The 20,581-nt window shown below is 67.9% G+C and carries 17 protein-coding genes; 9 read left to right on the top strand and 8 right to left on the bottom strand.

Annotation, left to right across the window (positions count from 1 at the left end; translation table 11 throughout):
• Positions 1-64: 64 nt before the first annotated feature.
• Positions 65-685: a YybH family protein gene (locus FKV24_RS06240; RefSeq protein WP_249040940.1), complete on the bottom strand. Its 621-nt coding sequence runs from the start codon at positions 683-685 to the stop codon at positions 65-67.
• Between the two features lie 148 nt (positions 686-833).
• Here FKV24_RS06240 and FKV24_RS06235 point away from each other — a divergent pair, with 148 nt between their 5' ends.
• The 3 genes from FKV24_RS06235 (at position 834) to FKV24_RS06225 (ending at position 6,695) form a co-directional block, all read left to right on the top strand.
• A complete protein-coding gene (locus tag FKV24_RS06235) occupies positions 834-1,160 on the top strand; it encodes a hypothetical protein (RefSeq protein WP_141481762.1) in 327 nt (108 codons plus the stop codon).
• Between the two features lie 155 nt (positions 1,161-1,315).
• On the top strand, positions 1,316-2,689 hold the full coding sequence (gene dbpA, locus FKV24_RS06230) for an ATP-dependent RNA helicase DbpA (RefSeq protein WP_141481777.1): 1,374 nt from the start codon (positions 1,316-1,318) through the stop codon (positions 2,687-2,689).
• A gap of 85 nt (positions 2,690-2,774) precedes the next feature.
• Positions 2,775-6,695 carry an amino acid adenylation domain-containing protein gene (locus FKV24_RS06225; protein WP_211371801.1) on the top strand — a complete coding sequence of 1,307 codons (3,921 nt, stop codon included), beginning with the start codon at positions 2,775-2,777 and terminating at the stop codon, positions 6,693-6,695.
• 196 nt (positions 6,696-6,891) lie between these two features.
• Here the strand turns inward: FKV24_RS06225 and FKV24_RS06220 are convergent, their stop codons facing one another.
• The 4 genes from FKV24_RS06220 to FKV24_RS06205 form a co-directional block, all read right to left on the bottom strand.
• Positions 6,892-8,325 carry a tetratricopeptide repeat protein gene (locus FKV24_RS06220; protein WP_170288227.1) on the bottom strand — a complete coding sequence of 478 codons (1,434 nt, stop codon included), beginning with the start codon at positions 8,323-8,325 and terminating at the stop codon, positions 6,892-6,894.
• Positions 8,326-8,683: 358 nt separating this feature from the next.
• Positions 8,684-9,322 carry a glutathione S-transferase family protein gene (locus FKV24_RS06215; RefSeq protein WP_141481760.1) on the bottom strand — a complete coding sequence of 213 codons (639 nt, stop codon included), beginning with the start codon at positions 9,320-9,322 and terminating at the stop codon, positions 8,684-8,686.
• A gap of 133 nt (positions 9,323-9,455) precedes the next feature.
• Positions 9,456-9,839, bottom strand: a complete 384-nt coding sequence (locus FKV24_RS06210; RefSeq protein WP_141481759.1) for a hypothetical protein — start codon at positions 9,837-9,839, stop codon at positions 9,456-9,458.
• A gap of 44 nt (positions 9,840-9,883) precedes the next feature.
• Positions 9,884-11,161 carry a hypothetical protein gene (locus tag FKV24_RS06205; protein WP_211371800.1) on the bottom strand — a complete coding sequence of 426 codons (1,278 nt, stop codon included), beginning with the start codon at positions 11,159-11,161 and terminating at the stop codon, positions 9,884-9,886.
• 303 nt (positions 11,162-11,464) lie between these two features.
• On the opposite strand from FKV24_RS06205, the gene FKV24_RS06200 reads away from it, so the two are divergent.
• The 4 genes from FKV24_RS06200 (at position 11,465) to FKV24_RS06185 (ending at position 14,318) form a co-directional block, all read left to right on the top strand.
• On the top strand, positions 11,465-12,085 hold the full coding sequence (locus tag FKV24_RS06200; protein ID WP_141481757.1) for an NAD(P)H-dependent oxidoreductase: 621 nt from the start codon (positions 11,465-11,467) through the stop codon (positions 12,083-12,085).
• Positions 12,086-12,185: 100 nt separating this feature from the next.
• Positions 12,186-12,374, top strand: a complete 189-nt coding sequence (locus FKV24_RS06195) for a hypothetical protein (RefSeq protein ID WP_141481756.1) — start codon at positions 12,186-12,188, stop codon at positions 12,372-12,374.
• A gap of 301 nt (positions 12,375-12,675) precedes the next feature.
• Positions 12,676-12,990, top strand: a complete 315-nt coding sequence (locus tag FKV24_RS06190) for a YkgJ family cysteine cluster protein (RefSeq protein WP_141481755.1) — start codon at positions 12,676-12,678, stop codon at positions 12,988-12,990.
• 395 nt (positions 12,991-13,385) lie between these two features.
• Positions 13,386-14,318, top strand: coding sequence for a hypothetical protein (locus tag FKV24_RS06185; protein ID WP_141481754.1), 933 nt, complete (start codon positions 13,386-13,388; stop codon positions 14,316-14,318).
• A 98-nt stretch (positions 14,319-14,416) separates the two neighbouring features.
• Here the strand turns inward: FKV24_RS06185 and FKV24_RS06180 are convergent, their stop codons facing one another.
• Entirely contained in the window at positions 14,417-15,274 is an 858-nt protein-coding gene (locus FKV24_RS06180; protein WP_141481753.1) for a class I SAM-dependent methyltransferase, read from the bottom strand.
• 149 nt (positions 15,275-15,423) lie between these two features.
• Between FKV24_RS06180 and FKV24_RS06175 the strand changes: the two genes are divergently transcribed.
• Together FKV24_RS06175 and FKV24_RS19200 are read left to right on the top strand one after the other, a co-directional pair.
• Positions 15,424-15,867, top strand: a complete 444-nt coding sequence (locus tag FKV24_RS06175) for a tellurite resistance TerB family protein (protein WP_111266651.1) — start codon at positions 15,424-15,426, stop codon at positions 15,865-15,867.
• Positions 15,868-16,508: 641 nt separating this feature from the next.
• Positions 16,509-17,315, top strand: coding sequence for a hypothetical protein (locus tag FKV24_RS19200; RefSeq protein WP_170288226.1), 807 nt, complete (start codon positions 16,509-16,511; stop codon positions 17,313-17,315).
• A 97-nt stretch (positions 17,316-17,412) separates the two neighbouring features.
• On the opposite strand, the gene FKV24_RS06160 is transcribed toward FKV24_RS19200, so the two are convergent.
• Together FKV24_RS06160 and FKV24_RS19540 are read right to left on the bottom strand one after the other, a co-directional pair.
• Positions 17,413-20,166, bottom strand: coding sequence for a zeta toxin family protein (locus FKV24_RS06160; RefSeq protein ID WP_141481750.1), 2,754 nt, complete (start codon positions 20,164-20,166; stop codon positions 17,413-17,415).
• Positions 20,163-20,525 carry a hypothetical protein gene (locus tag FKV24_RS19540; RefSeq protein ID WP_211371798.1) on the bottom strand — a complete coding sequence of 121 codons (363 nt, stop codon included), beginning with the start codon at positions 20,523-20,525 and terminating at the stop codon, positions 20,163-20,165. Before FKV24_RS19540 ends, FKV24_RS06160 begins: the two co-directional genes overlap by 4 nt.
• Positions 20,526-20,581 lie beyond the last annotated feature (56 nt).

Here is a 20,581-nt window from a genome sequence, read left to right as displayed (position 1 = left end):
CCGCCCGGATGCAGCGCGTCGATGCGCGGATGCGTCGTGCCCCGGCAGGTGACCGGGACTCGGCTCACATATCCTGCTCGGACTCTGGAGCCGGAGGCGGGTCGTCCGCGGGGTGGTCGACGATGTACAGCCAGCGTCCGCCGATCATCTTCGAGACTTCGACGTAGCGCCCACGCTGGACCGACTCGGCCTGGGTCGCCTTGTCGATCCGGATCACCGTATAGGTACCCCACGACGCCCGTGTGTCGCCCATCACCTCATCGCCCATGATGCTGATCTGGACGTCCTTGATCGTGACGTCCGCAAAAAAGTCGGCGAAAGCGTCGCGGATCTCGGCATGGCCCTTGACCATCGGTCCGCCCGGAATCCACAGCACCGCGTCCTCGGCATAGCAGGCGGTCACCGCGTCGGCATCCCCGGACTTGAACGCCGGGAGGAAGCAATCGGCGGCCGACGGCGCCATCTCCTGGGCCACCGCCGCTCCGCTCGCCCAGCCGACCAGGCCCGACAGCAGCAAGGCGGCACAGATCCGGTTCGATACGTTCATGACGCGACCTCCAGAGGGCTGCGCGCGGAACTTCGCGCCACCACTGAACGCGACGCCGTCCGGATATCGGTCATCCAAGGCGGCCGGGAAGGCATGAGCGAGGCGACAGAAGGCCGCTGCGCCGCCTGCCAGCGGCACCGACAAGCGCATGAACCGGGGCTCACAGCGCCCTCGCCGGAACCAATGGAAGCGGCACTACCGTTCGTCGCCTGCCGGGTGACCGATGCGCCGGTCCGCCCGCGTTGTCAGATGCGCGTCCTCAGACGCTCCCGATGAGGAGATCGACATGCATGCACGTCCCGTATTGCCGCCTCTGGCAGTGCTTGCCGTCCTCGTGGCCGTGGCCGCCGCGCCAGCGATGGCGGGCGAGGTTTCCGGCCCACCCGGCAGCGACAACCCGCGCACCACCGGTACGCCGGCCAACGCCAACTCCAACTGCGCCTACAGCGGACTCAACGACTTCGACCCGGACGAGGGACAGAACGAGTCGATCGTCCAGACCGCGGCCGATGCCTGGAAGTACTACGGTCTGCCGCACGGCTTCCCCGGCCTGAGCGGCGCCTGCCGTGGCGGCAGCAACGAGGCCCGCGAGAAGGGCACCGGCGGCCCGTAGCCACCCTGCCGTCGCAGGTCGCCGCGCCCCCGCCCCACAAGGGGCGGCCGGGCGGCCGCGCCCACCCTCCCGGTCATGACCGAGGCCGTACCGGCGTCGGTGGATATTCCCCGCACACCCGCCGCCAGTCCGTATCATGGCGCATGACCGATCGCCTGCCCGAGTTCTCCGACCTCCCGCTCAATCCGGCCCTGCTGCAGGGCCTGGACGCGTTCGGCCACGTACGGATGACGCCGATCCAGGCCCAGGGCCTGCCGGCCCTGCTCGAAGGCCGCGACCTGATCGCGCAGGCGCCGACCGGCAGTGGCAAGACCGCCGCGTTCGGACTGGCCCTGCTGCACCACCTCGACCCGTCGCAGATCCGCCTGCAGGCGCTGGTGCTGTGCCCGACCCGCGAACTGGCCGACCAGGTGAGCAAGCACATCCGCCGGCTCGCCACCGGCATCGCCAACCTCAAACTGCTGACCCTGACCGGCGGGGTTCCGCTGGCGCCGCAGCTGGCCTCGCTCACGCACATCCCGCATGTCGTGGTCGGCACCCCGGGGCGCGTGCTCGAGCTGCTGGACAAGCGTGCCCTGGCGCTGGGGGACATCCGCGTGCTGGTGCTCGACGAGGCCGACCGCATGCTCGACATGGGCTTCGAGGAACCGATCCGAAAGATCGTCGCCAAGACCCCGAAGCAACGACAGACCCTGCTGTTCTCCGCGACCTGGCCCGACGGCATCCGCGAGGTCGCCGACCGGGTGATGCGCGACCCGCTGACGGTCGCGGTCGAGGCCGGCGAGCCGCATGCCGACATCGAGCAGCGCTTCTTCGAGGTCGAGCCGGCACGCAAGCCGGCGGCGCTGGCCGGCCTGCTGATGGAATACAACCCCGAATCGGCGGTGGTGTTCTGCAACATGCGCCGCGACACCGAGGAAGTGGTGTCCTCGCTGAGCCACCTGGGGTTCTCCGCCGCCGCCCTGCACGGCGACATGGAACAGCGCGACCGCGAAGAGGTGCTGGTGCGCTTCGCCAATCGCAGCTGCCAGGTCCTGGTCGCCAGCGACGTCGCCGCGCGCGGGCTGGACGTGGACAGCATCGGCGCGGTGATCAACTACGAGCTGCCGACCGACCCGGCCGTCTACGTGCACCGCATCGGCCGTACCGGACGGGCCGGCCGCAAGGGCCACGCGCTGAGCCTGTGCACCCCGCGCGAGCTCGCCCGCGCGCAGGCGCTGGAGGCCCTGCAGGGCGCACCGCTCGCCTGGCGGAAACCGCCGATGGCCGCACTGCGCGCCGGCAGCGCCCCGCACGCGGCCATGACCACCCTGCGCATCGACGCCGGCCGCAGCGACAAACTGCGCCCCGGCGACATCGTCGGCGCGCTCACTGGCGATGCCGGCCTGCCCGCCGACGCCCTCGGCAAGATCGACATCTTCCCGACCCGCAGCTACGTCGCCATCGCCCGCGGCAAGGCCGGCCAGGCGCTGTCGCGGCTGCAGGCGGGCAAGATCAAGGGGCGCAAGTTCCGGGTGCGGAAGGTCTGAGGCGCGGCGGCGCCCCCCCCCATCGCCCAGGATAGGCGCCGGCTCCGTCCAGGGCTCCAGGCAGGCCGTCGGAGCGGCAAGCGCGATGTCGGGCCTGCGCGCGAAGAGTTGGCGCGCCTCCTTCGCAGCGGGTCGCCCCGGCCCGGGCCGGGCGCGATGCAGCCGGCTTGCCCCCTGGCCCTTTCCGCGTCGCACTCGTACTAGACTGCGGAACCGGTTTCTGCGCAAGGAGTGCTCGATGTATCGGCCCGGACGACCTCACACGCAGGCGGATGCGACACGGGACACGATCGCAGTTGCCGAAGGCCCTCCCTCCCTCTCCGGAGACGCGGCGCACCGCGTGCTCATCGAGTGGAACCGCACCGCGCAGGCATACGACCGCACCGAAACGGTCTGGGGACTGGTCGAGAAACAGGCGCAGGCGCATCCGCAACGCACGGCGATCATCGATGGGCATGTCGAGGTCGACTACGCCCGCCTGACCGCACGGGCCAACGCCATCGCGGCCACGCTGGCGGCGCGGGGCGTGCGACCGGGGGCCCTGGTCGGCGTCTGCATGGGCCGCCGCTGGGAGCTGGCGGCGACCCTGCTGGGGGTCCTGCGGGCCGGCTGCGCCTACGTGCCGCTGGACCCCGAGTACCCGCGCGAGCGTGTGCGCTACATGCTGGAACACGCCCGCGCGGCGGCCGTCGTCGTGGATGGCGACACGCCCGCCGAACTCTGTGCCGGCACCGCCGGCCTGCTGCGGCTCGATGCGATGGACGAACCGGTACCGGACGCCATGCCCACGCCCTCGGCGCGGGACCTCGCCTATGTCATCTACACCTCGGGATCGACCGGGCATCCCAAGGGCGTCGCCGTCGAGCACCGCAGCGTCGTCGCGATGACCCGCTCGATGCGCAAGCTGCTGGACGACGAGGAACTCGCCGGTGTGCTGGCGGCGGCCTCGATCTGTTTCGATACCTCGGTCATGGAGATCCTGGGGACGTTGTCGCTTGGCGGCACGGTGGTGCTGGCCGAGCACGCATTGGCGCTGCCGGAGCTGCCGGCGGCGGCGCGCGTGCGGACGACGATCATGGTGCCGTCGGCGATGCAGGGACTGCTGACGACCGGCGGGCTGCCGCAAGGGGTGCGCTGCGCCGTGCTCGGCGGCGACGTGCTCAAACGCCCGCTGGTGGAACAACTGCATGCGCTGGCGCAACCGCCGCGCGTGCTCAACGTGTACGGGCCGACCGAGCATACGGTGTATTGCACCGCCACCGAGATTGCCGCGGGCACGAAGACGATCACCATCGGCAAGCCGACACCGAACACCCGCGCCTACATCCTGGACGACGCCATGCAGCCGGTTCCGATAGGCGTGCCGGGAGAACTGCACCTCGCCGGCGACCAGCTCGCACGCGGCTATCTCCACGACGAGGTGCGCACGCGGGAGCGCTTCATCGAAATGGATCCGGATGGACCGATTCCCGACAGGCGGCTGTACCGGACCGGCGATCGCTGCCGCTGGACCGACGACGGTGAGATCGAATTCCTGGGCCGGGTCGACCAGCAGATCAAGCTCCGCGGCTTCCGGATCGAGCTGGAAGAGATCGAATCGGCGCTGGAATCGATGCCGGGCGTGGACGTGGCGGCGGCGGCAGTCGTCGACACCGATGGCGGCAAGGGCATGCTCGTCGGCTACGTTGCCAGCCGGGACGAGACAGTCACAGGCGAGGCCGCCCGCGCCCACCTCGCGCAACGGCTGCCCAGGTACATGGTGCCCCGGACCGTGATGCGCCTCGCCGACCTGCCCCGCCTGCCCAACGGCAAGCTCGACCGCAAGCGACTGCCGCGGCCCGCGCTGGAACTGGACCACGGCGCATCCGACGTGCGGCTCGCGCACGCCGACATCACGGTCTCCGACGTGGCAGGGAGCCCGCCGGAAGGCCTGGCCCAGCTGTCGAGGCAAGAACGGCACGAGGCCCTGCTGGCGACCGTCCGGACCGAGGTCGCCCGCTTCCTCCACCTGCGCGATCCCGGGCAGGTACCGCCGCAACAGGCGTTCGAAACCCTGGGCCTGGATTCGTTGGACGCGGTCGAACTGGGCCACCGGCTGTCCACGACACTAGGCCGGAAGCTGCCCGCGTCGACGCTGATCGCCCACCCCACCCCCAACGCCGTTGCCGACCATCTGCTCGATGCGCTGGAGCACGGCGGCACGGACAGCCACGTTGGCCGGTCGAGCGGCGCCAACTCCGACACGCTGGGCCACTTCCAGAGCCAGCTGCAGTCCGGGCACCCGCCGTTCCTGGCGTCGAGGGCGCCGGCCTGGTCGGCGACCGACAAGGGCACGCTGATCCGCGCACTCAAGCACCTGCTCACGCGCTCGGGACGGGAGCCCTACAGCAAGCTGGTCCGCACCGGCAGCGGCCACAAGGGCACGGTCGCCGACGTCCATACCGGCGAGGAGCACGAGGCCATCATCTGGAGCACCAATCTGTACCTCGGTCTGAACCGCGACCCGGGCGTGATCCAGGAGGCCCGATCGGCGCTGGAACGCTTCGGCACCGGCATGGGCACCTCCCCGACCGCATCCGGCATGACCGACCTGCACCTGCACTTCGAAAGAGAGTTCGCGGCGCTGGTGGGCAAGCCCGCCGGATGCCTGTTCTCGACCGGATTCACCGCGAACCTGGGCGTGATCGCGGGCATCGTGGGCGACAGGGACGTGGTGGTGATGGACCAGCTCTGCCATGCCTCCATCGTCGACGGCGCCCGCCTCAGCGGCGCCAGGATCCGGACGTTCCGGCACAACGACGCGTCCGACCTGCAGTCGGTGCTGGAATCCGAAGCCTCGCCCTATCACACGACCCTGGTGGTGCTCGAAGGCGTCTACAGCATGGGCGAAGGGACCGCACCGGTCGACGAGATCGTGCGTACGGCGAAGCGGCACGGCGCGCTCGTCCTGGTCGACGAGGCCCACTCGTTCGGCTTCTACGGCCCACGCGGCGCCGGCATCTGCGCGGCCCAGGGCGTCACCGACCAGGTCGATTTCATCATGACCACGCTCAGCAAGGCGCTCGGCAGCCTCGGCGGCGTGATCGCCGCGCGCGAGGAGCACGTCGCCCTGCTCAAGACCTCGGCCAGGGCCTATGTCTTCCAGGCCACCACGACGCCTGCCGACATCGCCGCCGCGCTCGCCGCCCTGCGCCGACTGCGCTCGGACGACGCGCTGCGCGAGCGGCTCTGGGACACCACCCGCTACATGCGGAAACGTTTCTCCGAGGCCGGCTACGACCTGGGCACCGGCGACGGCCCCATCGTCACCCCGCACTTCTCCGACAGCGATCTGCTCTACGCGATCGCACGCGGCCTGCACGCACGCGGCATCCACGCCACCGCCGTCACCTACCCGATCGTGGAACGTGGACGCGGCCGCCTGCGCTTGATCTGCTCGGCCTCGCACACCCGCGATGACGTGGACCGGACGCTGCAGACCCTGATCGAGGTCGAACGCGAAGCCAGGACCGCGCAACGCGCCCCGGACGGCCCGGCGAACGGGGGCGACGGATCGTGGGCGGAGCCGGCAGCCCCCAATGACACCCTGAAGGCGGCGAACCAGCGTGGCCGTGAAGCACCGCGCGGCGCGCCCCCGCGACGAGTGGCCGTGGAAGCCTGGGCGGCAGACTTCGGCCACCATCTCCAACAGGCACTGGCGACGCAGCCGGGCCCGACTCCGGACCTGGCGGTGACGATCGGACTTCCGGACGATGAAGCACCGGTGACGATGCGGGTCGACGGGCGTGAGGTGACCTGGACACCGCCAGCCGCCACGCATGTGCCGACCTGTTCGCTGCGTCTGTCCGACGCGCGCGCGGTGTCCGCCCTGTGCGCCTCCGACGCTGCGGGTTTGCTGGACAGCGTCATCCAGGGCCATTGCGTGCTCGGCGGCCAGGTCGAACCCTTCGTCTGGCTCATCGGACGGATCGCCGAACGGCAGGGGCCGGAGGGTTTCTTGCGGTAGGCGCGGTCTATCCCGGATGCGGCACGCCCGGGTGACCAAGCCGGGGGCCGCTGCGTCGCGATCGCCAGTGCCGAGGTAGGACAGGCGCTGTCATAGCCGCATGCGCGCTGGATCAAAGGAGGAAGCCCGGAGCACGCATGACGCCAGATCTATAGGAAGGCTGACTCCACATCATGCTTGGTCCACCTACCTCGGATCACCACACCTCATACGGCTGGACTCGGCCAACCTTGTCGATCGCCCGCTTCACAGCAGGACGCGCCAGCAGCGCCTTCCAGTCGCGACGATAGTCCACGCTACCTGGCAATGGCTCGGGTTCCGGGCTTACCTGGGCAAAGAGCAACGCGTCCCGTCGCAGTCGCGGATCCTGCAAGCGTCGGACCAACACCTCTTCCGCCTCATCCATGCGTCCCGAGCGCAGCAAGGCCCGCGTCAGAAGCCTCGAATCATCATCGCCTGCCTTCTCACGGATGCGCATCAACAACTCGTCCGCTTGATCGCGCTCTCCCTTGATCAACGCCGCAATCAGCAGCTGCTCGTCGCGCAGCAACAGGTCGGGCGCCTCTGCCATTGCGCTCAAACGGTCAATTGCAGCAATGGCCTCGTCAGGCCTCAACATGCCGTTGTACCAGGCCGCCAGAGCAAGCTTCTGGCGGATGTTGGGTTCGCCGAACTCGGTGAGCTCGCTTGCACGCACGAGAGCGCCTTCCGCCTCCTCGATGCGCCCCGCGCGGTCCAGTGCACGGTAGCGGATCTCCATGGTGAAGTTCTCGTCGTCGCTGTCGTGGAATGCCGGCTGCTGTGGCGTTTCCGCGGCGATCCTGGCAAGAATGTCTCCGCTGATGGCGATGACCTCCTCGTGCCGCCCCGCATGCATAAGCGCCTCCATCCAGGCGTTCTGGGTATACAGGTTGCGAGGGTTGTCACCGGCCAGCGCCTCCAGCCGCTCGATCAGCCGATTCAATGACACGACAACGTAGCCAGGCTCCGTGGGCAGCAGACCGTCGAAACGCCTGTCGGCCTGCATGCTCATCAACGGATACGGCCAAGAGACATGTCGGATGACCTCCTTCGCCTGTTCCCGATCGCCATGCTCGATCAGCGCCAGGGCCATGTCGTACCAGAGGCTGCTGGCAGCCTCCTCCTCACGCTTCCAGTTGGCATCGAAGAGTGTCCGCATCAGCCGCATGCGCTTTGCGGGGTCCGTCTGCGTTGTGCCAGACATTGCCAGCACCTGGCCAGCCGACAGCGCATCGACAAGGTGTGGCCATTCCTGCACGAGGTACAGCAATGCATCCAGAGCCGCATCCTGATTGCCCACGACGTTCTCCGCCATCGACAGGCGATGCCAGTCGTCCGGATCGCCAGGGTCCAGTTGCACGGCACGCCGGTAGTAGCGCACGGCGGGCTGGTACTGACCGGAGCGGACTTCCACCCAGGCCGCCGCCGACAACACGTCCCGCTGTTCGCTGACCGAGACCTGCTGGAAGAGCGGCTCAGCCATCACTGCGGCCAGCCGCTCCCGAGCGGTGATGAAGTCGTCCGAGGTACGCGCCAGGGCAATCGCGGCTTCACGACGCTGGGCGTAGGCCCAAGCCTCATTGCCTCCCTGCTCTTCGGCGTCACCCATGGCAACCGTTTCCGGAGGGGTTCCCGATGCTGTCTCGTGCGTCGCCAGGCAACCGGACACGCATAGAAGCGATGCCACCATCACCATTCGAAGTACTGTTTGCATAAGCCCCTCCCAGGCTGCCCTAAGGCAGCCTAGCAAACCCCGATCGGAAGCGGCTCCTGCACGCTGGCGATGGATCGAGGCTCCAGAAAGGCCATGCGCGTCTGTCCCCAAGCATGTAATCAGCCCGGCGGCTCGCCCGCATCCGGCAGCAGCGGACGCATTAGCGCAGCACGCAATCGGACTCGTCGCGGATAACGCCGCCAGCCTGGCAGGATCGATCATCCGGCCAGAGTCGGCCTGCTCCGTCGCCGGACTAGGCCCGCTTCGCGTCCGCCGCCGCGAAATGAGCCATCTGCGCCGCGTGCGCCTTGTGGAAGGCGGGACGGTCGGTGATGCGGGCGACATAGGCCTCGGTCGCGGGGCGTTCGCCGTGGGCGCGGACCCTGGGCACGCGCAGCACGTCGGCCATCAGCAGGTCGGCGACAGTGAAGCGATCAGCGGCGAGCCAATCGCGCTCGCTCAACACCGTTTCCAGTTGCTGCAGTCGCGCGTCCAACCAACCGGTCAGGGCGTTGTCCTCATCGCCGGACACGGCCAGGAACCACCAGGGCACACTGACCATCTCGATCGAGTTGAGCGCGGCCACCACCCACTGCCGGGTCTGCGCCGCGGCGACGGCATCGCGCGGCATCAGCACCTCGCTCTTGTCCGCCAGGTGCAGCAGGCAGGCCCCGCTCTCGAAGATCGAGATGTCGCCGTCGCTCAGGAACGGCACCTGCCCGAACGGTTGGTGTTCGAGATGGTTGGTCTCGCGCCCCTCGAACGGCACCGTCCGCACCTCATGCGCGAGTCCGGCCTCCTCGGCCGCCCAGCGCAGGCGCAGGTCGCGCACGAAACCGCGCGGTCCCGGCGGCACCCAGTCGTAGGTCCATAGGGTCAACGTTCCTGTCATGGTCCGGCGTCCTTCGATGGTGGGGTCGGGCCCTGCATCCTAGGGCGATGGCGGCAGCGGGGACAGGGCCAGCTTGTACGTGTCGGGATGGAGATTGACGCCCACCGCAGCCGCGAAGCGCGAGTCGAACGGACTACTCGCCGATCAGGACATCAAGATCGGAGATGTCTTCGAGGTAGGGTTCGCAGCACCCGTCACCGGCAACGACTGGCAGGGTGAAGGAGACCGTCTGCCCGACATGGATCGTCCTGCCCGCGGCGAGAGGCACTCCCTGATACTGCAGGTGAACACGCTGGCCGCTCGCCTCCATTGGGGAGAACAGCTCGACGACGATCGTGTCGTAGGAGACGAAGGTGGAGTCTACGAACTCTATCCATGCACCTTGCGGCCTGAGCTCGATCACACGGCCCTGGACGAAGGTCGGCGTGACGGACTCGAACAGCGGAATCCGAGCCGGCACACTGCTGCAGCATGCCAGGAGCGTGATCAGTGCAAAGCTATGAAGGATGCGCCACATGAGTGCAGCCGACCCCTGCCGCGTTCTAGCAGCGAGACAAGGAGCTAGGCATCTCCGGCGTTCCCCTCGCCAAGCGAGTTCCGCTCCGACACGACAAGCTCGGCATCCTTCTGCATCGCCGCTGTGCCGACATCCGCAGGATCCGCACGATCCTCCTTGATCTTCGGGGCCCGGGGCTGCCAGGCCTTCAGATGCTGCCCGACCTGCTCATAGAAGTCCGGAATCGCCTGCTCCAGATCGGCCACAAAGTTGCGGCGCTGAGCGAAACGACCGGCGAGATCCCGTGCGTAGACAACCTCGAAGGAAGACACCACCTTCCCGCTCTCCTCCGCGATCTCCGGACGCTCACGCAGCACCGACAACGGATGTTGCGTGCAAGGCCCCCGGCCCGGCCAGTAGAACCGGACATGGACGTTGTCGGGTCTGGATTTCGCCATCTGACGCAGCAACCAGGTCAATCGCGCCTTGGTCGACTTGCGATCGCCGGGCGCGGCAACGCGCATGGAGGCATAGACGGATCGTCGGTTGAAATCGGCAGCGACCTCGATGGCCGCTGCGGTATTCGGGACGGAGAAGATGCTGCGCAATCGGCATTCCTGCGCCAGGCGTTCCGCATCCTCCTTGACCCTGAGCCCGGGATCGAGCACGTGCGCCCTGGGTACCTTCACCGAAACCTCCTCACCCAGTTGCCGACTCAGGATCAGACTCAGGTCTCGAGTTTCCTGATACCAGGCGCCAACCACTTCCTGGACCTCGTTGGCCCTGGGCGAAAGCGTCCCCCCTGCCTGCACCGCATTGGCGACGGTACTCCAGGAGGCAGGCATCTGGTCGAAACCCTTCACTCCCGCACTGGGATGGCTGAGGAAACGAACCATCTCGTTGAGAATCACACGCTGCTCGCGATCCCGGACCTCGCCGCTTTCCAGGTGCAGCGCCGCCTGCGTCAGCACGTACATCCACGACCAATGCCAGAGGCTCGCCTTCTTCAAAGAACCCGCCGCGATCTCCACGGGATGATGGCTCGGCAACGGCGCGAACTGGTTTGAAATGGTCAGCAGCGCGTCAATGCCGTTGAGTCGGGCCAGTTCCAAATAGGACTCAAGCTGCTCCGGCGTCAGATCGGTGTTGCCGACCTTCGCCTCAACGAGGGCAGTCCAGCTCGTGGTTCCGGAGCGCAACACGAGCAGCCCGTCCGGTCTCGCCTTACCAGTCCCGCCATTGCGAAGCACGACTTCGGTATAGGCCTCCAGCCGCATTCGCGCTCCCGCCTTGATACCGAGGTCGGATAGCAGCGCCTTGCCGAAATCCTCCACGGTCTCCATGCATGCGAGGACGATCGAGAGAGTCCGCCCCTCCTTGGAAGTTTCCGCGAGTACCGGAAACAATCGAGCGCGTTCACCCTGGACGAGAAATTCAGGCCGACCATCCATGCCCTACCCCCTTGTCAAGCGACGGATCAAGCTTGGATCATGCCACGATCACCAAGCTGGTACACGATCGGGGGGGGCAGTGGATTGCTTAGTGTTGCCTCCGGCCGCTCCAGCGGCGGTGTCCCATGAACGTGCAACCGAAAGTGTCTCTCACTTGTTCGCGGCGCATCCGGATCACCCGAGAGGCTTCAATCAATGCACGTGTTTTCCATCGTCGCCCACCCGCGCTCCAACAGCTTCTGTCACGCCATCTCGGCGACGGCGCGCGCGTCCCTGCTGGCGGCGGGCCATACGATCGAGCATCACGACCTGTATGCCGAGCGCTTCGACCCCTGCCTGAGCGAGGACGAGGCCTATACCGTCGGCGACACGCTCGAGCAGACGCTGGCGCGGGCGGTCGACCCGGTGCTGCGAGCGCATCGAGAAGGCGTCGCGAAGGCCGGCGGACTCCTGGTCGTGCATCCGAACTGGTGGGGCAAGCCGCCGGCCATCCTCGCCGGCTGGATGGACCGCGTCCTGATCCCGGGCGTCGCCTACCGCCTGGAGACCGCCGATGGCATGCCCGAGGGCCTGCTGGCGATGCGAACGGCGCTGGTCATCAACACCTCCGATACCGAGCCCGAGCGGGAACGCCGCGACCTCGGCGATCCGCTGGAACTGATCTGGGGGCGCTGCGTCCTGCCCTATTGCGGCGTCGAGAGCTTCAAGCGGGTCATCTTCAGACCGGTGGTCGGAAGCTCGCGGGACACGCGGGAATCCTGGCTGCGGGACGTCGACGGCCATTGCGCTTCCTGTTTCGGCAGCGCCGGCGACTGAGCCGCCCGGCGCGGTCGGCCCGTCGACCGGCCGCACGTCACGACGCCGGAGCCGGCGCGGGATTACTCTAGGCGCACCATCCCGTCGCGAGACATCCCCGATGAAATGCCTGGCCGCGCTCCTGCTTGCCCTGCCCCTGTCCGCCTGCGTGATGCTGCCGGGAGACTACGTCGGCGGCCCCGCCGACAAGCGGCTGGTCTGCCACAAGGGCAAGAAGACGCTGGAACTGCCGCCGGAAGCGATCAGCGCCCATCTCGGCCATGGCGACTACAGAGGGCCGTGCCGTTGAGGCGAAAGCCAGTGCGGCGACCGACCTCCGGGACCTGAGCCGCCGCCCCGCCTGGCCCGGACGGTCGCACTGGCCGGGGGGCCGGGCGCCCCCTGGAAACACCCGCCCTGCCCCTGCCGGGCCGTGTTGTGTAAGCTGGCAGCCGTACCACCGTTGCATTCGCGCGTCCCCTCCGACTGCCGTCGCCGGTTTCGCTCCCTCCATGCGTGACCACCCGTTTCGGGTGTCGCTTCCCGGGAGCGCCCATGCCAGGCCATTCCTTCCCCGCTCCGATCCCGCCCGTCCGCGGACGTCCGCGCGCATGAGCGCCGTCGCCGCCGACACCCCTTTGTGCAGCCGCTGCGATGCGGTGTGCTGCCGCCTGACCGTGGTCCTGCAGCCCGAAGACCGGGTCGCCGGGCACCTCACCACCCATACCGCCGCCGGCCTGCAGGTGATGGCGAAGGACAGCGACGGCTGGTGCGTCGCGCTGGACGGTGCGCGCATGTGCTGCTCGATCTACGAGAGCCGCCCCTCGGTGTGCCGTCGCTTCGCCATGGGCGGTCCGTACTGCCAGGCCATCCGCGAGGACTACCGCGATCACCACACGCGCGACATCCCCCTCGTCCTCTACTGACTCCACGGGCGCGAGCATCCGGTGAAGTCCCATAGGGTCGACGACAAGCACGGTCGGCGCGGGCGATGGCAATCCTCGCCCTTACCGCGACCAGGACCCTCCGCCCGCACCTGTGGCGCCCATGTCTTTGCGCTCTCGCCCCTTCCGCCCCGACCAGGCCATGCCAGCGGCTCGCCAAGCTCGGCGGACCGTGCAATCGCCTCACCGCACCGCGATGGCCGGCTGAATCCGATCTCCTGGTCCATCCACCCCCCGCATGACGCGCGCCGGGCCCCGATCAGGGCATAGGCAATACGTCACTGGCGAACAGCGACTCCACCCACTAGGTTGTCGCCTCCCGCCATGCCGCTCGCCGCTTGCGGGGCACCGCCTCCCTGCTGCGCAAGGATCCTGAGATGAACCGTCGCGACCTGCTTCGACTGGCCGCTCTTTCGCCGCTGCTGGCAGCCGCAAACCCGGGCACTGCTGCCGTGCCCCCGGGCCCGGTCGACCTCATGCCGGCGTTCTGGTCGGCCTATGACGGCACCCGCGGCGCCAACGACCGCGTGCAGGCACTGACGGCTGCGTTCTTCGCACCGCATGCCGATATCTATGCCGGAGCCGGGCTGAAGCCGACGCCCGAACGGCTGGCGCGATGGCTGCCGGACTTCGATTCGATCGCGGACCAGGTGCGCGGCCTCAGCGACGACTTCGGTCGCCACTACGAACGCCACACCCGGCACTTCCAGAGCGAGTTCCCCGACTTCCGTCGCGAGCAGGCGCCGATCTACCTGATGCCCTCGCTGTTCGGCTTCGACGGCCACCTGCAGCCGTGGAAAGGACAGTTGCCGCTGTTCATCGGCATCGATGGCATCGTGCGTTACCACGGTGCCGGCGCGAATCTGTCGGTGTTCCTGGATCACGAATCGTTCCACCTGTACCAGGCGCAGGTCCTGCCCGACCTGATCATGGACGACAACCCGCCCGTGTACGGCTCGCTCTGGACCGAGGGCATCGCCACCTATGTAAGCGAGCGCCTCAATCCGGAGGCGTCGCTGGTGCAGGTGCTGCTCGACGACGTCAAGCTCGCCCAAGTCGACGAGGCGACCGTGCGCGAGCTCGCCGCAAACCTGATTCCCGTGCTGGACTCCACCGCACCGGAAGATTCCAAGCGGTTCTTCAGCGCCGGCCACACCGGCCCGGAACCGGCGCGTGGCGGCTACCTCATCGGACTGATCATCGCACGCAGGATCGGAAGCACCCTGCCCCCGGCGCAACTGCCGCGCATACCGACCACCACGGTGCGCCGGTTGCTGGAACAACACCTGACCGCGCTGGCAAGCGGCTGACCGCCGGGCAGCGCCTCGCCGCGCGCATCGCCGGCCCGGTCGTCGGCATGTCGTGGCGGTCGAACGGGCATCTGGCCGTAGCGGGATAAAGCGGCGACTCAGCGCCACCCTGCCGCGCAGACCGTCAGGTTCGGGATGCAGACGCGGCCATCGGCGGCGACGTACGGCCCAAGCCTGTCGGCGAGCCGGCGCCGGTACTCCGCGTGTTGCGCGGACGGCCTATCGAGGAACAGCGCCATCAGGTCCGGGGACACGTCCAGCACGTACTGCGCGCACGCATCGGCGCAGGCCCACTCCAGGGTCAGACCGAGGCGTTCGGTGCGGACATCCGCGAAACCGGCGTGAATCATCGCCTTCGCCAGCGCGTCCTCCACCGATCCGGCCCGCGAGGGTGCCTGCGCTTGTGGCGCCGGCAAGTCGAACATGTCCCGTGCGACCGCCTGCGCGAGGTCGGCCAGCGGACGGCTGTCGCCCTCGGCCCACACCGCGGTGGCGAACCCGCCGCCGGGAACCAGGGTGCGGTGTATCGCCGCCAGCGCATTGGGCGGATCCGGCAGGTAGGTCACGCCCCACCGACACAGCACCGCATCGAAACCGCCTTCCGGAAAATCCATCTGTGCCGCATCGGCCAGTCCGAAATCCACGTTCGACGTCCCTGCCAGAGCGGCCCGCTCGCGGGCGATATCGAGCATCCGCGACGAAACATCCGTCGCGACGACACATCCCGTGGGGCCGACGCGGCGCGCCGCGAGCAAGGCGGGCTCGCCGATTCCGGTGGCGATATCGAGCACCCGCTGCCCGGGCGCCACATCCGCCAGGTCCAGCATCCGTTCGCTGACGCATTGCGCCGCACGCTCGATCGTGGGCCACCACGTCTTCCAGCCCGCGGCGACGCGGTCCCACTGCGGGCCCGGGCCTTCCTCATCGGGTGTCGGGGCACTGGACGGGGGATTCATGGGGTCGCGTCGTCGAAAGCCGGTCCGGGTGAAGTCTCCCCCAGGCGGGGAGGCGCAACGGTCGTCTCCGTCCCTTTTTAGTCGGGTTGAAATCACATGGGAAGGCCCCAGCTTCTGGAATCACGCCCCATCGCACCGGAGGCACCGTCTTGAGCGACTGGTTCAAGGCTCTCACGAGCATCGTCAACCGCCACGAACCCTCGTCCGACCCGCATGCGCTGCCCAGGGCCGCCGCCGCGCTGCTGCTGGAGATGGCGGTCACCGCCGAAGGGGGCGACCAGGTCGAGCTGGACGTGGTCCACGAGGCGATGGCCACGGTCTTCGGCATGGCGCCGGCCGAGCTTGCATCGCTGATGGAGCAGGCGCACGAGGCCAGGCGTCAATCGATATCACTGCATGAATTCACCCGGGGGCTGCGACCCGGACTCGCCCCCGAGCAGCGCGCCGAACTCGTCGAATGGCTGTGGCGGGTCGCGTTCGCCGACGCGCGCCTGGACAAGCACGAGGAACTGATGGTCCGTCGCGTGGCCGACCTGCTCGCCGTTCCGCATTCCGAGTTCATCCGTCGCAAGCTTCTGGCGAAGGAGCGGTGACCCAAGCCGGGGCCGGCCCGGCACCCCGGCGAACGACATCGAAGAGATGCGTCACCTCTGGTCGAAGCATCGATCAGTAGCTCCGCAAACATCAGCGCGCCCGACGCCACCTGCGCGTCGGCCCGGCCATCGGGCAGCCGTGCAACACCGCACTCATTGCCACGGTCGCGACGACGGGTGCTGTCCCGTTGTCCGCCTTGAAGCGTCCACCCGGATGGACCGCGAAGACATCGTCGCCATCCGTGACCTGCCCGGCTCCCGTCTCCCGCATCAGCGCGTTCAGAGGGCACCTGTGCTCCCTGGGCCGGTCCAGTCCCGTGCTCGCAGCGGCGCACGGGCCGTCATTCAACAAGTCGGTTGATTTTTTCGAAGCGGCCACATACATTTAACCGTAAAGTTGAATTATGGAGGTCACGCTCGATCTCGGCGCCGGCATGGCGCATGCATCCCGCTGCTCCGATCGCCGGCGTCGCCCACACGGCAGCGGAGCCGTTGCGGGACAGCGGGCAGCTGCCTCACCCGCGAATACGACCGACCACGCCTGCCGACCCGAGCTTTCATCCGCCCGCTCTCATCCGCCTGCAGCCGCCACCGCCCTCATCGGTGCGCGGCGCCCGCAAGCACCGCCAAGGAATCGAAACATGAAACGCCTCCGCGCCTTTACCCTCAACGCCTTCGCCCTCCCCGCGCTCACCGCGTTCGGCCTGGCCTCGGCATCGGTCACGGTGACTGCCGCACCCGCGCAGGACGCCGCCATCGCCCACACCCCCGGCACCGTCATCGAAGCGATGCCCGCCGATCTGGAGACCCGCTACGCCCTGAGCGCGCTGCCCGGAAGGCTGCGCGACGAGGCCAGCGTCTACCTGCTCGACCCGGACAGCGGCTATCGACTGGCACGCGAAGGAAGCAGCGGCGTGGCCTGCCTGGTCGAACGCACCGCCTGGGAACTGTCCGACTTCCGCGACGACATCTACATCCCGCTGTGCTACGACGCCGCCGGCATCGGCGCGCATTTCAAGGTCATCCTCGACACCGCCGCGATGCGTGCCCAAGGCATGTCGCCCGAGGCGCTGAAAGCCGAGGTCGAGCGCCGCTACCGGGACAAGGTCTATCGGGCGCCGGCGAAGGCGGGCCTGTCCTACATGATCGCACCGGTCATGCGCACGATCGGGCCACCGGACCTGCAGGTGCGCACCATGTCCATGCCGCACTTCATGTTCTACGCCCCGGGCCTGACCAATGCCGACCTCGGCGCCCGGCCCGACCTCGCCGAGCCGGCCAGCCTGATGAGTCCCTTCATCGACCGCCAGGGCAACGACGAACAGAGCTACATGATCCAGATGGTGGGCGCCGCCGAGAAAGCCGCGATCCTGGCCGAGGAAAAACCGCTGCTGGACGATCTGTGCGCCTACCGGGACGTGCTATGCGCCTCCCAGGTTGCGCATTGAGCGAGGCGGCCGGGGCCATCTCGACTGGGCGTGTGCACCCAGGTCACTAGACAGATGAACCTGATCCTTTCGGCGGGAGCGCCTTGGAGAACCTTCATCATCCCATCTGCATCGCTGCCGCCTGCTGCTCGCGTTGCTGCGCTTCCAGGGTCTGTTGCTGGGCCAGCTGCTGACTCGGACCGTTGTTCCTGTCGAGGCTCTCCTGCATCGACAGCGCGGGGCCGGCCAGGTCGACGGTCGCCCGGAACCCCGCTGCCGAGTTGCTGACCACCGACAGCTGATCGCCGCGGATCTCGACCGCGCCCAATCGCTCGGGACGGTCGACCCCGGCCGTGTCGCGGGCTTCGGTCATCGCCTGCAGCACACGGTCATCGCCGATATGCGCCGGCACCCGGTCGCGGATGCGGTCGAACAGGGCCCGGTCGTTGCCGGACAGCTGCTCCAGGACCTGCATGTGTTCCGCGGTGCGTTCGGCCGCCGGCTCCTGGCTGACGTAGTGCGGCGATCGGGCCGCCGACCAGTCGTGGCTGTGCGCTTCCACCGAGCGGCCCAGCGCCTGCCGGGTATCCAGTGCGACATGCCTCTCGGGGGCGTCGTAGGCGCCGCGCTCGATGATATCCAACTGGTCGCCGCCGCCCTGCCGCAACTGGATGCAGCCCAGGCGCAGACCTTCGGTCTCGGCCCGGGTCGCCACCGCGGCGGCCAGCTGCTCGCTATGCGGGCCGGCAGGAATCTTGTTGGCGAATTCCATCCGATGGACGGCGTCGCGCGCCTGCAGGAAGCTGCCATGCCCCGGGTGGGCGGGGTCCTTGAGGCTGTCCGGGAGTTGCAGGCCCGGTGCCGGCATGGATGCGCGGCTGGTCGTCGGTGGCGCGATCACGCGCACCGGCTCCAGCGTCGGGATACGCTCGTCCGCCTGTTGCCGCCGGTAGGTGGTCTCCAGCTCATCGCGGAGATTGCCCTTGGCCTCGCTGTCCCACAGCAGGCCGTTGTGCGTCCATTGCCCCTGGGCACTGCGTTCGTATATGTCGCCGTCCGAACCGACGATTCGACCGGGGTGCCGCAGCGCGTCGGCGACCACTTCCGGCGGCGGGCCGTACTGCGCCCAGCCCCTGCTTTCGTAGGCGTCCATGAACCTGGCGGCCATCACCGCCGGGGTCTGGCCGGCGTTGCGGGCGATGCGCTCCTGCGATTGCTGCTCCAGCTCCGCCGCACGTTGCGGGCTCGCCTGCACGGTCTGCTTTTCGTAGACCTCGCTGTTGTGGCGATAGTCGACGACGCGGCTCACTTCACGGCTCCATTGCCAGGTGTCCGGATCGCGGGTCCACGGCGCCTCGCGGGCGCTGCGCGCGTCCTGCTCGCCGGCCGGGAGCGAGTACGGGTCGTGCGACCGCGGCGGCGCGCCCAGCGCCAGCTCGATCGAGGTGCTCGAGGCCTGGAAGTTCAGACGCTCGGACAACGCGGGGTCGGCGGTCAGGGTTTCGGTCTTGTAGCGGATCGCGTCGCTGGTCTGGAAGCGCATCGCCTCGGTATCGATCGTCCGCGCCTGATGCGTCCACCCCCGCTCCGGCTGCTCCGGATCGAAGGTCCAGGTCCGCCCCTGCGAATCCTCCTGGCGATTGACCTTGCGTTCGGCGAGCCAGTCGCCCACCTTGTCGCCAGCCACCGCACCGATGACGCCGCCGATGGCACCGGTGACCAGCAGGCCAGGCCCGGTTTCGACACCGGCCAGCGCACCGCCCGCCACGCCCGCCGCCGCACCGCCCCAGCCTCCGACGTTCTGGACCGCGAAACGCTCGATCCGCGCCGCGGCGGCGGTGTCATTGCCCTGTGCGCGCAGACGCGACACATCGTGCGCGGTGTCGGCGATGTCGTAGGCGGTGGCGGCAGCGCCGACAATGCCCAGTGCGCTGCCCGCGTGAACACGTGCCGGTCTCACACGTACGGTGTGGTCGATATGCCGGGCCAGCTCGGAATCGCGTGCCACACCTTCGACAATGTGGTCGTCGGCACGCTCGGCCAGCAGCCGCTGTGCGGTATCCGGCGCCACCTTTTCGTTGCGTGCAAGTGCCTCGGGCAAGTCGTCATGCCAGCGCACTTGCCCCTGCCAGCCGCGGCTGAGTTCGCGGGTGAGCTTCGGATCGTGCAGGCGCGCCTCACGGGCCTCTTCCAGCACCGACCCCGGCAGTCGCGTATCGGCGCGGCTGTCGTAGAGCTCCACGCCCTCGCGATTGAAGAGACGGATCGGTACGTCCGTGCGCTCGTGGATCATGTCCAGGCTGCCGGGCAGCTTGTCATAGATCGCTTCACGGGCGCCGGCGGGGACGTAGCGGCCGTAGCCTCTATTGTCGAGGCTTCTTGAGAATCGTTGATCCACACCAAGCTCACTTTCGAGCTTAGGCGAAGCCACCACGCACACCTCCACGTCATAGCCTTGCGCCAGCAATTTCGGAATCAGGTCTTCCGTGGCCCACTGACCGTTACTCAGGGTGGTGTCGAAGATCAGGTTCTTTTTGCCGGCCACCGAAGCGTCCAGCAACTCATCGGCCCATGCGCTGGCATCGGGGTGAGTTAGGCCGGACCAGTTGTAGGGCCTGGCGTTTCGGAACTCTTCGAGACTGGGGTGGTACTTGCGGAGTCCATCGGGGTCAATCGTGACCACATCGCCCTGCAGCTCTGCGGTTGCTGCACTGGTAAGGCCACCTTTACCTGCACCGGGCTGCCCTCCAAGAATGACGGCCCTCGGTCTATTGTGCGATAGCGCGACGTTGAACTCGCTTTTCGGAAGGATTGAATCTCTGAAAATACGGGCATGGGTTTCCGCATTCAAACGGTCCTCGGAAGGGCTCATTTGAAGACCTTCCTATCGGCCTCGAAGTACTCAAGAAGTGCCTCGTCGCCTATCCAGCGCCCCTTAAAATTAACCTGCCCCATCAGCAGGTCCTTCGCTTTCGCCTGCTCAATCGCCGCCGCATCCCCACTGGCCTCGGCGGCATCAAGCTCCTTGCGGGCCTCGGACATGAAGCTTTCCAGAATATCTTCAAGCGCCCAGACAGCTTGCTCAAACATGGGCGTCCCTTTGAGTGGCTTCGCGACCACATCATTCAAGCCGTCTTGAAGGGCTTGAACATGCCCCGGGTAGTCCTTGAGCATCTCGCGCAGGCGCTGTGGGACGGGAGGGGGAGGCAAAGGGGACATGAAATACTCCATTTCAAACTAATTCTTAGAAAATCAACTACATGCCCAGCTCAGGCATGTCCGGATGG

Source organism: Marilutibacter maris (genome assembly GCF_006546735.2).
Lineage (GTDB): Bacteria > Pseudomonadota > Gammaproteobacteria > Xanthomonadales > Xanthomonadaceae > Marilutibacter > Marilutibacter maris.
Note: the sequence above shows the minus strand (reverse complement) of the source record. Positions and strands in the feature narration are given on the sequence as shown.

What these genes read in the sequence shown, in the direction of transcription:
- FKV24_RS06200 (WP_141481757.1), top strand. Translation starts at nt 11,465, where the DNA reads ATGCACGTGTTTTCCATCGTCGCCCACCCGCGCTCCAACAGCTTCTGT.
- FKV24_RS06220 (WP_170288227.1), bottom strand. Translation starts at nt 8,325, where the DNA reads ATGGGTGACGCCGAAGAGCAGGGAGGCAATGAGGCTTGGGCCTACGCC.
- FKV24_RS06235 (WP_141481762.1), top strand. Translation starts at nt 834, where the DNA reads ATGCATGCACGTCCCGTATTGCCGCCTCTGGCAGTGCTTGCCGTCCTC.
- FKV24_RS06205 (WP_211371800.1), bottom strand. Translation starts at nt 11,161, where the DNA reads ATGGAGACCGTGGAGGATTTCGGCAAGGCGCTGCTATCCGACCTCGGT.
- FKV24_RS06180 (WP_141481753.1), bottom strand. Translation starts at nt 15,274, where the DNA reads ATGAATCCCCCGTCCAGTGCCCCGACACCCGATGAGGAAGGCCCGGGC.
- FKV24_RS06210 (WP_141481759.1), bottom strand. Translation starts at nt 9,839, where the DNA reads ATGTGGCGCATCCTTCATAGCTTTGCACTGATCACGCTCCTGGCATGC.
- FKV24_RS19540 (WP_211371798.1), bottom strand. Translation starts at nt 20,525, where the DNA reads ATGGAGTATTTCATGTCCCCTTTGCCTCCCCCTCCCGTCCCACAGCGC.
- FKV24_RS06190 (WP_141481755.1), top strand. Translation starts at nt 12,676, where the DNA reads ATGAGCGCCGTCGCCGCCGACACCCCTTTGTGCAGCCGCTGCGATGCG.
- FKV24_RS19200 (WP_170288226.1), top strand. Translation starts at nt 16,509, where the DNA reads ATGAAACGCCTCCGCGCCTTTACCCTCAACGCCTTCGCCCTCCCCGCG.
- FKV24_RS06185 (WP_141481754.1), top strand. Translation starts at nt 13,386, where the DNA reads ATGAACCGTCGCGACCTGCTTCGACTGGCCGCTCTTTCGCCGCTGCTG.
- FKV24_RS06225 (WP_211371801.1), top strand. Translation starts at nt 2,775, where the DNA reads ATGTCGGGCCTGCGCGCGAAGAGTTGGCGCGCCTCCTTCGCAGCGGGT.
- FKV24_RS06195 (WP_141481756.1), top strand. Translation starts at nt 12,186, where the DNA reads ATGAAATGCCTGGCCGCGCTCCTGCTTGCCCTGCCCCTGTCCGCCTGC.
- FKV24_RS06215 (WP_141481760.1), bottom strand. Translation starts at nt 9,322, where the DNA reads ATGACAGGAACGTTGACCCTATGGACCTACGACTGGGTGCCGCCGGGA.
- FKV24_RS06160 (WP_141481750.1), bottom strand. Translation starts at nt 20,166, where the DNA reads ATGAGCCCTTCCGAGGACCGTTTGAATGCGGAAACCCATGCCCGTATT.